The sequence below is a fragment of the Adhaeribacter radiodurans genome (assembly GCF_014075995.1).
Taxonomy (GTDB): Bacteria; Bacteroidota; Bacteroidia; order Cytophagales; family Hymenobacteraceae; genus Adhaeribacter; species Adhaeribacter radiodurans.
Genome location: NZ_CP055153.1, coordinates 2,103,049 through 2,115,792 on the forward strand (window position 1 = coordinate 2,103,049; position 12,744 = coordinate 2,115,792).

General features: G+C 41.3%; 13 protein-coding genes and 1 pseudogene. 6 read left to right on the forward strand and 8 right to left on the reverse strand.

Annotation, left to right across the window (positions count from 1 at the left end; translation table 11 throughout):
- The first annotated feature begins 155 nt into the window (after nt 1-155).
- On the forward strand, nt 156-968 hold the full coding sequence (locus HUW48_RS27000) for a transposase (RefSeq protein ID WP_246343791.1): 813 nt from the start codon (nt 156-158) through the stop codon (nt 966-968).
- A 437-nt stretch (nt 969-1,405) separates the two neighbouring features.
- Nucleotides 1,406-2,068, forward strand: coding sequence for an IS5 family transposase (locus HUW48_RS08765; protein WP_182416319.1), 663 nt, complete (start codon nt 1,406-1,408; stop codon nt 2,066-2,068).
- 101 nt (nt 2,069-2,169) lie between these two features.
- On the opposite strand, the gene HUW48_RS08770 is transcribed toward HUW48_RS08765, so the two are convergent.
- The 8 genes and pseudogenes from HUW48_RS08770 to HUW48_RS27690 all read right to left on the reverse strand — a co-directional run bounded on the left by HUW48_RS08770 (nt 2,170) and on the right by HUW48_RS27690 (nt 8,948).
- On the reverse strand, nt 2,170-2,937 hold the full coding sequence (locus HUW48_RS08770) for a LytR/AlgR family response regulator transcription factor (protein WP_182415317.1): 768 nt from the start codon (nt 2,935-2,937) through the stop codon (nt 2,170-2,172).
- On the reverse strand, nt 2,918-3,955 hold the full coding sequence (locus HUW48_RS08775) for a sensor histidine kinase (protein WP_182415318.1): 1,038 nt from the start codon (nt 3,953-3,955) through the stop codon (nt 2,918-2,920). The genes HUW48_RS08770 and HUW48_RS08775 overlap by 20 nt, the downstream gene beginning before the upstream one ends.
- Nucleotides 3,956-4,030: 75 nt before the next feature.
- Nucleotides 4,031-5,209 carry a serine hydrolase domain-containing protein gene (locus HUW48_RS08780; RefSeq protein ID WP_182415319.1) on the reverse strand — a complete coding sequence of 393 codons (1,179 nt, stop codon included), beginning with the start codon at nt 5,207-5,209 and terminating at the stop codon, nt 4,031-4,033.
- Nucleotides 5,210-5,791, reverse strand: a complete 582-nt coding sequence (locus HUW48_RS08785) for a hypothetical protein (RefSeq protein WP_182415320.1) — start codon at nt 5,789-5,791, stop codon at nt 5,210-5,212. It abuts the gene before it with no gap.
- An 854-nt stretch (nt 5,792-6,645) separates the two neighbouring features.
- On the reverse strand, nt 6,646-6,885 hold the full coding sequence (locus HUW48_RS08790; protein ID WP_182415321.1) for a hypothetical protein: 240 nt from the start codon (nt 6,883-6,885) through the stop codon (nt 6,646-6,648).
- A gap of 136 nt (nt 6,886-7,021) precedes the next feature.
- A complete protein-coding gene (locus tag HUW48_RS08795; RefSeq protein ID WP_182415322.1) occupies nt 7,022-7,237 on the reverse strand; it encodes a hypothetical protein in 216 nt (71 codons plus the stop codon).
- 108 nt (nt 7,238-7,345) lie between these two features.
- The gene (locus HUW48_RS08800; protein WP_182415323.1) at nt 7,346-8,122 is read right to left on the reverse strand and encodes a hypothetical protein; all 777 of its coding nucleotides are present in this window, start codon (nt 8,120-8,122) and stop codon (nt 7,346-7,348) included.
- A 110-nt stretch (nt 8,123-8,232) separates the two neighbouring features.
- A pseudogene (locus HUW48_RS27690) lies at nt 8,233-8,948 on the reverse strand (IS1 family transposase).
- A gap of 607 nt (nt 8,949-9,555) precedes the next feature.
- Between HUW48_RS27690 and HUW48_RS08815 the strand changes: the two are divergent.
- The 4 genes from HUW48_RS08815 (at nt 9,556) to HUW48_RS08830 (ending at nt 12,704) form a co-directional block, all read left to right on the forward strand.
- Nucleotides 9,556-10,125 carry a Crp/Fnr family transcriptional regulator gene (locus HUW48_RS08815; RefSeq protein ID WP_182415326.1) on the forward strand — a complete coding sequence of 190 codons (570 nt, stop codon included), beginning with the start codon at nt 9,556-9,558 and terminating at the stop codon, nt 10,123-10,125.
- Nucleotides 10,126-10,202: 77 nt separating this feature from the next.
- Complete coding sequence (locus HUW48_RS08820; protein ID WP_182415327.1) at nt 10,203-10,700, forward strand: cupin domain-containing protein; 498 nt, start codon at nt 10,203-10,205, stop codon at nt 10,698-10,700.
- Nucleotides 10,701-10,834: 134 nt separating this feature from the next.
- A complete protein-coding gene (locus HUW48_RS08825; protein ID WP_182415328.1) occupies nt 10,835-11,269 on the forward strand; it encodes a hypothetical protein in 435 nt (144 codons plus the stop codon).
- 103 nt (nt 11,270-11,372) lie between these two features.
- On the forward strand, nt 11,373-12,704 hold the full coding sequence (locus HUW48_RS08830) for a T9SS type A sorting domain-containing protein (protein WP_182415329.1): 1,332 nt from the start codon (nt 11,373-11,375) through the stop codon (nt 12,702-12,704).
- The last annotated feature ends 40 nt before the right edge of the window (nt 12,705-12,744 follow it).

Sequence of the window (12,744 nt, forward strand, 5' to 3'; positions counted from 1 at the left end):
TAAACAAACGCCAGTTATCTTCGCCCCGGACCATCAATTAAGAAAGCTGCAAAAACACCAAGATACCTTAAAAGAAGGCTCTGGTGCTTTAGGTGCCAAACACGAAAAGGCCCGTTTGGTCACCAATAAAACACAATACAGCCCCTCGGACCCGGATGCCCGAATATCCGTCAAACCAGGTAAAACCAGAAGACTCTGGCTGTCATTGCAGTATTGCCGTGGATACCGGTCAAGGTGTTATTACCCATATCCAGTCTGACTTTGCGGATGGGCGCGACAGCCAGTATTTACCTCAGTTGGTCATGCAACTGCATGACCGATTGAAAGTAAGCCCGTTATTTATGCATGAATTGTTAGCGGATTCGGCTTATGCCAACGGGGCTAACTATGCCTTTTTAGAACAACGGGGTATTACCGGCTGGATACCTGTATTCGGTATGTATAAACCAAAAGTAGCGGGTTTTCCCTACGACAAAGAAAATGGCCAGTATACCTGCTCTATGGGTAAATCCCTGCCCTTTAAAGGTTTTGACCACACCGCAGAGGGCCGACTAATAAAAAACTATTGGGCCGCCCCTAAAGATTGTAGAGCCTGTGCTTTGAAAGCTACTTGTGCCCCCAATACCCGGTGTAGAAAGATCACCCGCACTGCTTACGACCCCGAGTATTTGAGAGCTTATGCTCGGCAGCAAAGCCTAAAAGGTAAGAGCATGAAGCGACTTCGGCAAAGCACGGTGGAGCCGGTATTTGGTAGTTTAATCCATTATTATGGCCTAAGAAGAATAGGCGTTCGAGGAAAAGCAGGAGCATCCAAGGTGATGCTATTGGCGGCTACTGCTTTCAATCTGAGGAAATATCTAAAGTTTAAGCCAGTAGCAATTATAAGTCAGGCTATTGCACTGCAAAAAGAACCCACAGATATCTTTAGTAACCATTTTATTGCTTTTACCAGGCTCCTTTTCAATTAGGAAAGCCCTCTCGTAGTAGCAATAAGTTCAGGTGGTGAAATCCGCAAAATTGAATAGTTAATTGTGCAACAGCCACGACCGTTTTACGAGATATTTTTTTATGCAATGAAACATAAGCTAACTTATTAGATCTAATTAGTGGAGGGGGTGCGGGGACCAGGAATAAGATAGGGGAGGAGAGATAATGGGCATGTAGAAAAATGTAAAGCATATAGCCTTTACATTTCCGGATTTTAAAGGAAGTTACCCAACCAAAAAGACTAAGAAGCTATTAAGAAATAAAACAAATAGGAATAAAAAAGAGAGTTGGTTGTGTTTAGTTATCGACCAAGATGACCTAACCTATGCACTACGTAAGTGATTTAACCGACTCTCAATGGGATATAGTAAAAGACCATTTTCCGTATAAAAGAAAACGGAAGTAGGATTTACGGGGCATCGTCAATGCCCTGTTTTATTTAGTAAAAACGGGTTGCCAGTGGCGCCTTTTACCAGTAGGCTTTGCACCCTGGCCCGTGGTATACTACTACTTTAAACGCTGGCGGGAGGATGGAAGGTGGGAGGAAATATTGGATTTAGTCCGTGAAAAGACCCGGAAACAAGCCGGAAAAATGATTCAGCCCACGGCTGCCTGCCTCAACTGCCAGTCCGTGAAGACGAGTTTAAAAGGCGGAGAAAGGGGGATTGATGGCAACAAGAAGGTGAAAGGCCGCAAAAGACACCTGCTGACCGATACCAATGGGTTGATTATGGGAATTAAAGTACATCCGGCCAATGAACACGAAAGTAAATCCGCCATGGCCTTGCTGCAAACTGTTAAGTATAAGTATGATCAGCTAAAAACCATTTTTGCCGATAAGGCTTACCGCAGTCAGCTTTTGGAGCAAGTTAAACAAGAGTTTGGGTGGCAAATAAACATCATTACGAAACAGCCAGACAAAAAAGGCTTTCAACTCCTGCCCAAACGCTGGGTCATAGAACGAACTTTTGCCTGGTTTGAACCTTATAGAAGATTAGCCAAAGACTTTGAACTTTTACCTGCTTCTGCGGAAGCTTGGATTCAAATATCGGCTATCAGGCTTATGAGTAATAGAATTTAATTTCTTAACAGCTTCTTACTCCTTTTATATTTTTTCAATATTAGTCTTCCCACTTATTTATGTCAACTGGGTAAACTTATTTCCGAACAAGAAAGTTAAAATTACTTTCCCATCCATCGCTTAAAAGAGGTGGCACTCTCCCTACTCACGAGCACTTCTTTATCCAGGGAAGGGGATAACTCCAGTTTTAATTTACCGTGAAAGTAGCTGTGAATATGAGCTATAGCTTTAATATGAACAATAAATGATTTGTTAATTCGGTTAAAGTCTTCCTGCGAAAGCATTTTTTCCAGTTCATCTAGTGAATAATCTACTACATATCTGATTTTATTCCAGGTTTTAAAAAAAGTAAGACGTTCTTCCACATAAAAATAGGCTATTTCTGCTACTTCTACCGATACATACCGCTGACCTTGTTTTACCAGAAAGCGGCTGCGATACTCTTTCGGCTGTTGCTGCTTCAGCCCAATCACCAATTTTTCAATATCCAAGGATGGCCCTTGCCCATATAGTTGTTTGAGTTGCCGGAATTTTTGAATGCTGTGGCGGAGTTCCTCTTTTTTAATTGGTTTCAACAGATAATCAATACTATTTACTTTGAATGCTTGGAGGGCGTATTCATCGTAAGAAGTAGTGAAAATAACCGGACTAGTGACAATCACTTTCCGGAATATTTCAAAGCTTTGCCCATCCGCCAGTTCTATATCCATAAAAATCAGATCGGGTGGGGCATGCTGCTCTAACCACGTTACCGAAGACTGGATGCTTTCGGTTATCCCTATAATTTGAATGAAAGGATCTATTTCTTTTAACTGAATTTCCAGCCGTTCGACTCCTAAGGGTTCATCCTCAATAATTAATACTTGCATATTCTTCGGCTTTAATTAAAGGTACTATAACCATAAATTCAGCTTCTGTTTCTTTTACTTCTACATCCGGCTGTCGGAGCAATTTGTATTTAGCTATTATATTACTCAATCCAACCTTTCCCGATGATACTTCCCTTGTTTTCTTCTGTAGATTATTGACCATATGCAAGCGATCGCTTTCGGTCGTAAACATGCTTAGATACAAGGGCTGGCTCTTAGAAATGATATTGTGTTTAACGGCATTTTCTACCAACATCTGTAAAGTGAGAGGTGGCAATAAATAGCTCTGATACTTTGCTGCAATGGTCAAGGACACCTTGAGATTACCGCCAAAACGGGTAGTAAGTAAATGCAGGTAAGACTGAATAAAATCTAATTCTTCTTTTAAAGTAATTAGTTGCTGCTCGTTGCTTTGCAACAGGAAACGATACACATTAGACATTTCTTCTACGAACCGTTCCGCTTTAACAGGATCTTTTAGTATTAAAGAGCTTAATGAATTCAGGCTATTAAAAAGAAAATGAGGATTTACCTGGCCTTTTAATGATTCAAACTGGCTTTGCAGGTTAGCTCGTCTTAACTCTTCTTTTTCCAGTTCCGATTTACTGAAATTAGTGTAGTAATAAACCGATTCAAATAAACCAATAGTTGTTAAAGTAAAGACGAAAGCCTGCAACACAATTGTAATTATGCGGAAGGGATTAGCAAGAAAAGGCTGCGCTTCTATAACACCATCCAGCAGGTAATCGGTTATAAGTTGTATGAATATGGCTAAAAGTAGTAAATAGATAACTGTAAATTTTACTCTTTTCTTTACTAATGGTAATTCGGGAAATTTTTTTCTACCATACCGGATGATCAGATGGGCTGCCTCCCACTGCATACTGATAGAAGCTAAGGTGATGAAAAAACGCAGAATTATGGTAAAGGTGTTGCCATTTTCAAACATCCAACCAGAAGCAGTTGTCATCAGGAAGAATATAAGAATAGCCAGTATTTTAATTTGCCGTTCGCTCATTCATTTTTATTTTAATAAATATCTTTTATTACCTCAGATACTCTTATGAGCTTACTGATGGTTGCAAATAGATGCTTAGAAACCCGCCAAAAAGTTCCCTACTTCGTTTCGGAAATTGCTAATATTTTGCTGCATTGGCCCGCCAAATTCTGTTGAAGAATTGGAGGCAATAAACATATAAGTTTGGCTAGTAGGAAAATACAATAAAAATGCATTGGCTCCAATCCCATCTCCATCATGCCCAAAATTAGGTTTGCCTCTATAGCCAAAATAGGTGAGTCCTAAACCGTAGTCAGGCTCCACTGAAGCTTTCCCCTGTACCCATTGTTTCATTTCGAGTAAGGAAGCTTCGCTGACCAGTTTTCCATTTAATAGCCCTTCTAAAAAACGAATATAATCTTCGGGAGAAGCAATTATCCCGGTGGCGCCAAACTCTTCGCTTTGCATCCAGGCAGACTGGGCTTTCGAATTATTTTCGATCTTACCATTATCAAACCGGGGCCAGTAAGTGTTAGGCAAATTACTATAAAAAGGATATCCCGCGGCTTGTTTGTAAAACATCGTAGAGAGGTTTAGTTTATTAAAGATATGCTGCTGAAACCATTCGCTGTGCGGCCGACCGGTGACAGTATCAATAATAATTGAAAGCAAATAGTAGTTGGTGTTAGAATATTGGAAGTCGGTACCGGGGGTAAAAAGATTGGTTGTTTTCCGTTTAATCAAATCATAATATTCACCTCTGGTCCATACCTTTAAGGGGTCATCCATCCAGCGCATGGTAAATTCGTTGGTACGGACGTAATCATTGTACCCCGAGGTTTGATTAAGCAGCATTCTAACCGTTACCTGATTGGTTTTAGGTACCAGGCTGTGCAGATTGGCCGGTAAATAATCCTTAATGGGACGATCCAAATCAATTTTTCCACTTTCCTTTAACTGCATAATAGCCACCGCCGTAACGGATTTGGTTATACTAAAGCCATATTGCAGCATGGTGGGAGTCATTTTAATTTTGTCTTCTAATTTGGCATATCCAGCTGCTCCCAACCATAAACCATTGGCATCTTTAATGGCAATTATAGCCCCAGGAATTCCCTTAGAGGTATATCTTTTTAGCATTTTTTGCAGAGAATCGGCTTTGGGGTGCGGACCAGGAGTATAGGTAGTACCTTCATTGGTTACCATTTCCATGTCATCTTTTTGGCAAGCGCATAAGCTTGCCACGGATACTAAAATAAGGAGTAAACGTTTCATTTATTTAAATTTTAATTGTGAACCAACCGAGATGAAAGATTGCGGTAATACCAAGGTTTTAGGGGTATAATTAAAAAGGGCGTTGGCCTGATATGCAATAGTAGGGGACCAAACGAACTGGTTATTTTCAAATGCTTTTAACTGGACTTGTAAACCTACCGGAATAAACAATAATCCCTTATTGTTGGCAGAAGGCGTCCACTCCCCGCTGGGTTGCTGCTGCCAGCCTCCTTGGTTGGAGCCAGTGATCATATACCCAAATCCCGCATAAAAACCAGTTCTAATGTTTTTACTATGAATAGGATTAAAGTGAGTAACAGTGGAGGCATGCCAGGAACTACCATGATATTTATTAAAGAAATTCCCGATTTTGACCGTTTGCTGAAGAGAGCCGGGCTTGTTCCAGTTATAAGTCAACCCAAATGAAAGGCCTCTGTTCTGCCCATAAGTTTTAGGTTTAGCCAAGGGTACGGAAAATCCCTGCCAGTCTAGATGGAGGCTGTAGGCTACTCTGGACGATGGCTGAGCTTGGGCTAGAGTGTTAAATAATAGAATTGCTAAAAAGAGTAATAGCTTTTTCATGTTTCATGCGCTGTTTTAAAGTTTAAAATGCTAGGAATGCACAAAACAAAGCAGGAAACAAGATGTAGGAAACAGAAGCCAGTATCAAGCAGTAAATTTCAGGTGTAAAGCAGTAAAATTTAGACAGTGTTCGCCCATTTAGCCCGGGTATAAACAGCTTAATTTTGTCTCGTGAAACGACGGAATTTTGGGATGAGGAAAGGCCTGGTAGTTATGGGTCTTTTTTACCAGATCTGGATCTCAAAAGTTCACCTCATCTATCAAGTTAAATTTATAATTTTCGAGATGAGTTTGAGGTTACTGTTTTCTAGGCTACTATCAATATATTTGGTGCTAAAACAACTCTAGTCTTATGGCCAAAGAAGCAAATATTACCGAAATCGTTCAGACACTCCAGGAAGCGCAACAAAACAAAGAGCTCTTCGAAGCTTTACAACCAGCTAGGAGCGTTATGTAGCGAGCCAAAAAGAGGGTTTAGCGGAACTAGAGAATTTGGTGACTTAAGGTCAGACGGGAGAATTAAAGCTTAAGAAAAGAGGCGGGTACCGCGGGCGCAAAAAGAAAGAAGAAAGCGAATCTGATAACGAGTAAGACCTAATTAATTACTAGAAAATACACCTTCTATCAGGATATTTTCTCATAACTATGCTTAGGCAAATGAGAGCCGACGGTTTCATTTTAGAATTAACTTTGGCGGGCTTTCTTTCGCTCTTTTTCATACTCCTGTTTGGCTTTTTGTATTTGCTGCCACTTTTCCTCTTCCGTCAAGTTTTTGGCCTGTATGAGATAGACGGCTTTCTCGTGCTTTTTCCGCAACGCTTCTAAATAATCGTTCTGACTGGAAGAATGCAGTTTTAGATCTTTCGTGTTTTAAGCTTGTGATTAAATGGACTTATTCTTTGGGGCCATAATCGCTTGCTCAAGAAGTATATCAATCCGGCCATCCCCCAGGAGAGAATATCTACTAAAAGCTTATAGGTGAGTAAACCATCTTGGAAAGGGTTGTAGTGGAATCCTGCCAAGTGATGAACTACTTTCACGATTATATAAGTGACAACAAGATGAGCAAAGCCAAATTGACTATTATTTTTCATACTAATTGTTGTTAGAGAAAGTAGTTAAAGATGCTGATTTTAGGTGACTTATCTTTGCTGATTCAATAAAATATTACGGCTTAGATATCGTTCTATAATCGAGATTATGTTAAGTAGAGCAACTTCCCTTCATTTCCTAGATGGAATTATTCTTTTCTGGAAAAAACCACTTGCTTAAAAAATAAGTAAGCACAGCAATAATTCCCCAGGATAATATATCAATTAAAAGTTTATAGGTGAGTAAACCCTCCTGAAAAGGATCGTAGTGGAATCCCATAATTAGATGTACTACCTTCACTCCTGCGTAAGTTGCAATAGGATGGATAAAGCCAAGCCCTTTGTTAGTTTTCATACTATTTGATTTCAGGTAATTGCCGCATATTTTTGGATATAGCTTCTAGCTTTAAAATTAGGAACTTAGGATTGTGCCAAATCCTAAAGCAGGAAGCGGACCAGGTATTTAATTTTTCAAGGCTGGGAAAAACAGGGAAAGAATGGTGAAGATAAGTCCCAGCAGGTTAATGGAAATAATCCAAAAGAGGGCTTTCCGGCTGAGCGGTGGTCCCTGACGGAGTATGGTTATACCCAAAGGCACGAGGGCTACACAAAGACCAAGGAGGCCAATGGCACGGATTTCTGTGCCTTTCAGGGTACCAAAAGGAACCATGACCATCAAACCTAAAGCAAGAGCGCGGACTAAGGTAAGCGTACCGGAGCGATAAACCCCTATCGCCAATACCACCCAACCCACCATGATAGTTCCATTCAAATGGCGGAAGATGTGAAAGGCGCGATACGAATCGGATACTGCTTGCCAGGCCATCTCCTGACTTTGTACCAGAACCAACCGGAAAGCCATATGATCAATGCCGGCGTGAAAGGTGCGGGTAAAAAGGCCTAGGATCGCCAGGGTTCCTCCCCAGATTTCCCACATTCGGTTCCACCTTCCAATCAAGTTTGCCAGCAATATAATGCCCAAACAAAGCACCACGCTACCCATGGCATAACAACTGTAAGCGGCCGTGATAAGATCAGGATGGGCGGCGAATGCGGCTAATTGCTGCGGGGCAAAAAAGTGGAATTGAATGCGCAGCAAAGCACCAGTAAGAATAAGTAGCGGACCTAGTACTAAACTAACTCCTCCAATCCATCGTCCCGGAAAGGCGAGTAAGGAGAGTGAAGGCTCTAACTGCTGTTGGGGAGACTTAAGTTCAGTAGATAGTGTCTGAATAATCATATATACCTAGTTATCAGTGATCTGATAAAGATATTTTATTTCGGGATATAAAAGCAATCCGGCACAAATATTCTTCCCTAAACAGCTGCATTTAGAAATAAGGTAGAGGATTAAAAAGTATAATGTTTCATTTTGGTTTTATTTCGATAGTTGAACATGATATTTAAGCTAGTCATATGGTTTTCTTTTTTCTTGGAGAAACAGGTAGTTTTTCTAACAAAACGTCTGTTTCTGGCTCTCAAGCAGGTATTCACCCCTTCTATATTTTTGGTATAAGCTTTCCCATCCGGTGTTTTTCTGGCGGCAGAACTTTGGCAAATGCTTTCCAATAATCGGTACAATATAGGTCAATAGCCACTCCTTGTAGCTTTCTGAATAATGCCCGTGCTGTAGTAGCGCTCCTGCTCCCGCACGTATAGGCCAATATTTAATCGTATTCTGCACTGTAAGCATAAAACAACCCGTACTTGCCTCTCTTCCGCTTACCAACAAAACTCCAAACTTCATCGATCTGAACAGAATAATAGCGCTTTCGGGCGGGCTTAATCTGAATCGAATTGCCATACCTAAGCAAGGTGCTCAGCGTACACTTACGGCTTATTTGTAGTACCTGCTCAATGTCCCGGATGCCGGTATTCCGTTCCAATAGTCGTATAATCAACTGCTTGTTTGCGGGATCAGCCCCTTTGTATTGGTAAGCGGGCTGAAATTGTTTCCCACAACTACGACACAACAGGTTCTGGGAACCATTCTTTTTCTTTCCGTTTCTTACTATCTTACAGCTCTGGCAGTGAGGACAATTTATTTTGATGAGAATCTCGCACATTCCATCTCCTTAAACCCTTCACTGCCTTTTTTTATCCCATCATACTTTCCAAACTTCTACCAAAATTATTAAAACGTCTTTAAGAAAGTTTGACTAAAGGCATGCAAACCTGGCTCGTGTTGTTAAAAAAGGAATCCGAAAAGTAACTCGTAAGCCTTACTGCTACAGGATAGCTCCAACATGTAGCAGACTACATTTTTGCCATTTAGGTGCTTGGTAAAAAGCATCAATTTGGCTTCCATCAATATAGGTAAGCCGTTGATACTATAGTTTATGGAAAGTTTAGCATTTCTAATAACTCTAGAATTGTGTAAAATTTAAAAAATAAATGAGTTGAATTTATATATTGCCTTTCTACTCATATCTTAACATATGTATAATTCTTTTTGCTTTACCACCTTTAGCTTTGAATATGTTTCCTTATTATTTGAGCGATTATTAGATTTTAGGGTAGCAGCATTAAGACGAAATATGTTTATGCTGAAAAAGTGGGTAGAGTTTTCGGCAGCCAGCTTAAAAAAATTATATTTTATATTTTACTAGAAATAAGATATAGCTCTAAATAAACTATTTCTTGATATAATAAAGCATTTAATAATCATTCAGCGTGCATCGCATCCTTTATAACATCGACCGGATTATTCATCCTTCTCCCGAGGATAAAGCTGCGTTTGAAAATATAATACGGCAGCGAACGCTGCAAAAAAACGAGTATTTTCTGCGAGAGGGAGAAGTGTGCCAGAAAATAGCTTTTATCGAAAAAGGAAGCGTTCGGCTTTATTATGATGTGGAAGGAAAAGAAATTTGTAAAGATTTCCTTTTTGAGAATGCCCTGATAGGCTCTTTTGCCAGCTTCTTGTCTCAAATGCCATCTGGAGTAAATATTGCAGCTATGGAAGAGACACTGCTCCTGGAGTTAGAGTATCAGGATGTAATGCATCTTTTTGCAACCTATTCTTCGTGGCAAAAGCTCGGACATATTATTGTTCAGGACCAGTTCGTTCGGGCAGAGTGCAGAGAGGCTTCTTTGCTGAAAGACCCTCCAGAAGTACGATACAAGAACCTGATTGAAGAGCACCCGAAAGTTTTTAAACGGGTGCCACTCCAGTATATTGCTAGTTACCTTAGTATTACGCCGGAAACACTTAGCCGTTACCGTAGTAAGAGCAAACGCTAAACCGTTCTTGATTTAAATCAAGTGCGCCAGTTGAATGCTGCTGTTTCTTTGCAGTGTACTAAAAACACACATCCATTATGAAAGAGCAAATAACAAAACAGCAACCTTATCAAGAACTACTGGTCCTCACCAACCTGGTAAAGCTGATAGTACCACAAGAAAACACGGGTGGGCAATACGCAATTTTTGAAGATAATGTGCCCCCGCTTGGTGGTCCGCCGCCGCATACGCATCCTGACGAAGAAGTGTTTTATATCCTTTCGGGTGAATTTGAATTTGTTCTGAATGATCTGACCAATCCTATCCGGGCAGTAGCTGGTAGTGTTGTGCATATTCCGTCGTATGCCCTTCATACTTTTAAAAATATAGGTAAAACCACTGGTAAAATGATCACCATTGTAACCCCTGGCAATCTGGAAAACTATTTTAGAGAAGTTGGACAATCTCTCGGAAAGGGTTCCGTTCGCCCTGATTTGTCTGTACCGCCTGACTTTGCCAAGTTAGATCCTACTAAATTCTTTGAGTTGGCACCTAAGTACGATATTAGCTTCTACCTCCCGGAAGTAGTGGGATAGTTGATTGTGAGGAATCAGCTACAAACTATTTCTTTTGTAGCTGATTCCCTTAATTTTTGCCTGTTCCCATAAAAGATTGCCTTTCGTTTTGCTCGTTTGAATCTGCTTTTAAAAATGTTTTAACATCTACTGCCGTGATTATAATAGACAGAATAAAAAACACGATCGGAGAAGTATACGCGGTTCTCAGCTATGAACCGCTGAAGAACTACCTGATGATAAAATGGTTTGGCCACTGCACCGATGAGGAAGTAAAAGCAGCATCGCTGCGAATGCTGGATTGGCAGCGCAAAGAAGGAAAACGCAAGGACTGCAAGTTTCATGTGCATGATACGAAGGAGATCGAAGGCGCTTGGAGTGGGCTTGTTGACTGGATTAACAACGAGCTTTTCCCTATGGGTTTTGAAGCGGGTTTACGGTATAACATTAGTATTCTTTCTCCTGATCTTTTCTCCAAATTATCATCTCAAGCCCTCTACCATAAGAAGAACACCAAAGTACCCACTATATTATGCGAGACCATTTCGCAAGCAGAACGATGGCTGACCGAAAAATACAAAGAGCTATAGAGGTGTAAAAGTAAATTATGCTGGTTAGAAAAGTAGGAGTAGATGCATCGGGATCAGTTAGTACTCAAAGAGCTAATTATATTTAGTAGAACTATTTAAAACTATGAAAAACTACTTCATCCTCGTCTTGCTTCTTTGGTGGAGCAGGCCAGGGTTTAGCCAGCCCGCCTGGCGGGCTACCACCCCCTTTTCCAAAGTCGATTATACTACTACTAATTCTTTGGCCGTCTCACCAACTTCCGGTCACCTGTATGTAAGCTTAGAGGAAGAAGGTTTGCAATGCAGCACCGACAACGGCAATATCTGGAAAACAATTTTAGATAAGCCGGTTTATACCGTTAGTATACGCTCCGATGGTACTATTTTCGCTGGGGGCAGCGGCCATATTTTTACTTCCGCCGATGAAGGCCAAAGCTGGGCATCCTATTCTTTCCCCAGTACCACCCCTATATCATCACTGGTTTTTAATATCCAAGGCCATCTTTTTGCCGGCACCTCCAATATAGCCGAAAGCAGTAGTCCGGGTGCGTACGGCGAAGGCGTTTTCACCTCCACCAACAACGGCCAAACCTGGCAAAGCCTCAATAACGGGCTTATAAACCTGAATATTATTAACTTAGCCATTGACGCATCCGACAAATTGTATTTAGGCACCAATGAGGACCAAGATGGACAAGCAGGTGGAGTTTATTCCTGGGCGCCCGGCGCCACCACCTGGACCCGACTTCCACTGGATATAGAAGACCTGTATGATGTAAAAGCGAGTTATGTGCACATGATCGGATTAAATCGGCAAGGGCACCTCTTTGTATCATTTGAGGGCACATCCGGGCGGGCAGTGGTACAGCGCACCATTACTTCAAAAGATGGAGGCGGGAACTGGCAAGTGGTTGCACTGCGGCAGTCGCCTTTTAATCCTTACTTTGACAATGTATACCTGCAAAGTTTTTATTTGAGTAGCAGCGGCCGGCTCTGGAGCAGCATTCCCCGGAAATTGGGTATCTACTTTTCCGATGACCATGGTGCTACCTGGGTACAGCACATGAGCGGCATGAACAGCAGCTATAACATTGTAGACTTTGCCCAGGATGCCACCGGAAGTCTGTATGCCTTGTTGCGTTACGATAGTAATGTGATTTATAGCCTACAGAAACCCTTAGCCATTGTTGATCCGCTTGTGCCGGTGCAATTGCAAACCTATCCCAACCCCTTCCGCGATAAGCTGCACCTGGTATATACAGTGCCCACAACCGGCCCGGTATACATAAGCGTTACCGATGCGCTAGGTAAAATAATTTTTACGGAGAAACAGCAGTTGGTTGCGGGTACCCATCGTTTTATGTGGCAGGCTGCTAATACTACATCAGGTCTGTATGTGGTACAGGTGCAAACCGAGCGACAAATTCTGGTAAAAAAGGTAATCCGGAGCAGGTAAGGATGCTCTTTCTTGTGTAACAGGTAATCCCATCTAAGTT

Excerpts from the sequence above, each read along its gene's own strand:
- HUW48_RS27000 (WP_246343791.1), top strand. The coding sequence starts at position 156 with ATGCCCGAATATCCGTCAAACCAGGTAAAACCAGAAGACTCTGGCTGT.
- HUW48_RS08770 (WP_182415317.1), bottom strand. The coding sequence starts at position 2,937 with ATGCAAGTATTAATTATTGAGGATGAACCCTTAGGAGTCGAACGGCTG.
- HUW48_RS08775 (WP_182415318.1), bottom strand. The coding sequence starts at position 3,955 with ATGAGCGAACGGCAAATTAAAATACTGGCTATTCTTATATTCTTCCTG.
- HUW48_RS08780 (WP_182415319.1), bottom strand. The coding sequence starts at position 5,209 with ATGAAACGTTTACTCCTTATTTTAGTATCCGTGGCAAGCTTATGCGCT.
- HUW48_RS08785 (WP_182415320.1), bottom strand. The coding sequence starts at position 5,791 with ATGAAAAAGCTATTACTCTTTTTAGCAATTCTATTATTTAACACTCTA.
- HUW48_RS08790 (WP_182415321.1), bottom strand. The coding sequence starts at position 6,885 with ATGAAAAATAATAGTCAATTTGGCTTTGCTCATCTTGTTGTCACTTAT.
- HUW48_RS08795 (WP_182415322.1), bottom strand. The coding sequence starts at position 7,237 with ATGAAAACTAACAAAGGGCTTGGCTTTATCCATCCTATTGCAACTTAC.
- HUW48_RS08800 (WP_182415323.1), bottom strand. The coding sequence starts at position 8,122 with ATGATTATTCAGACACTATCTACTGAACTTAAGTCTCCCCAACAGCAG.
- HUW48_RS08820 (WP_182415327.1), top strand. The coding sequence starts at position 10,203 with ATGAAAGAGCAAATAACAAAACAGCAACCTTATCAAGAACTACTGGTC.
- HUW48_RS08830 (WP_182415329.1), top strand. The coding sequence starts at position 11,373 with ATGAAAAACTACTTCATCCTCGTCTTGCTTCTTTGGTGGAGCAGGCCA.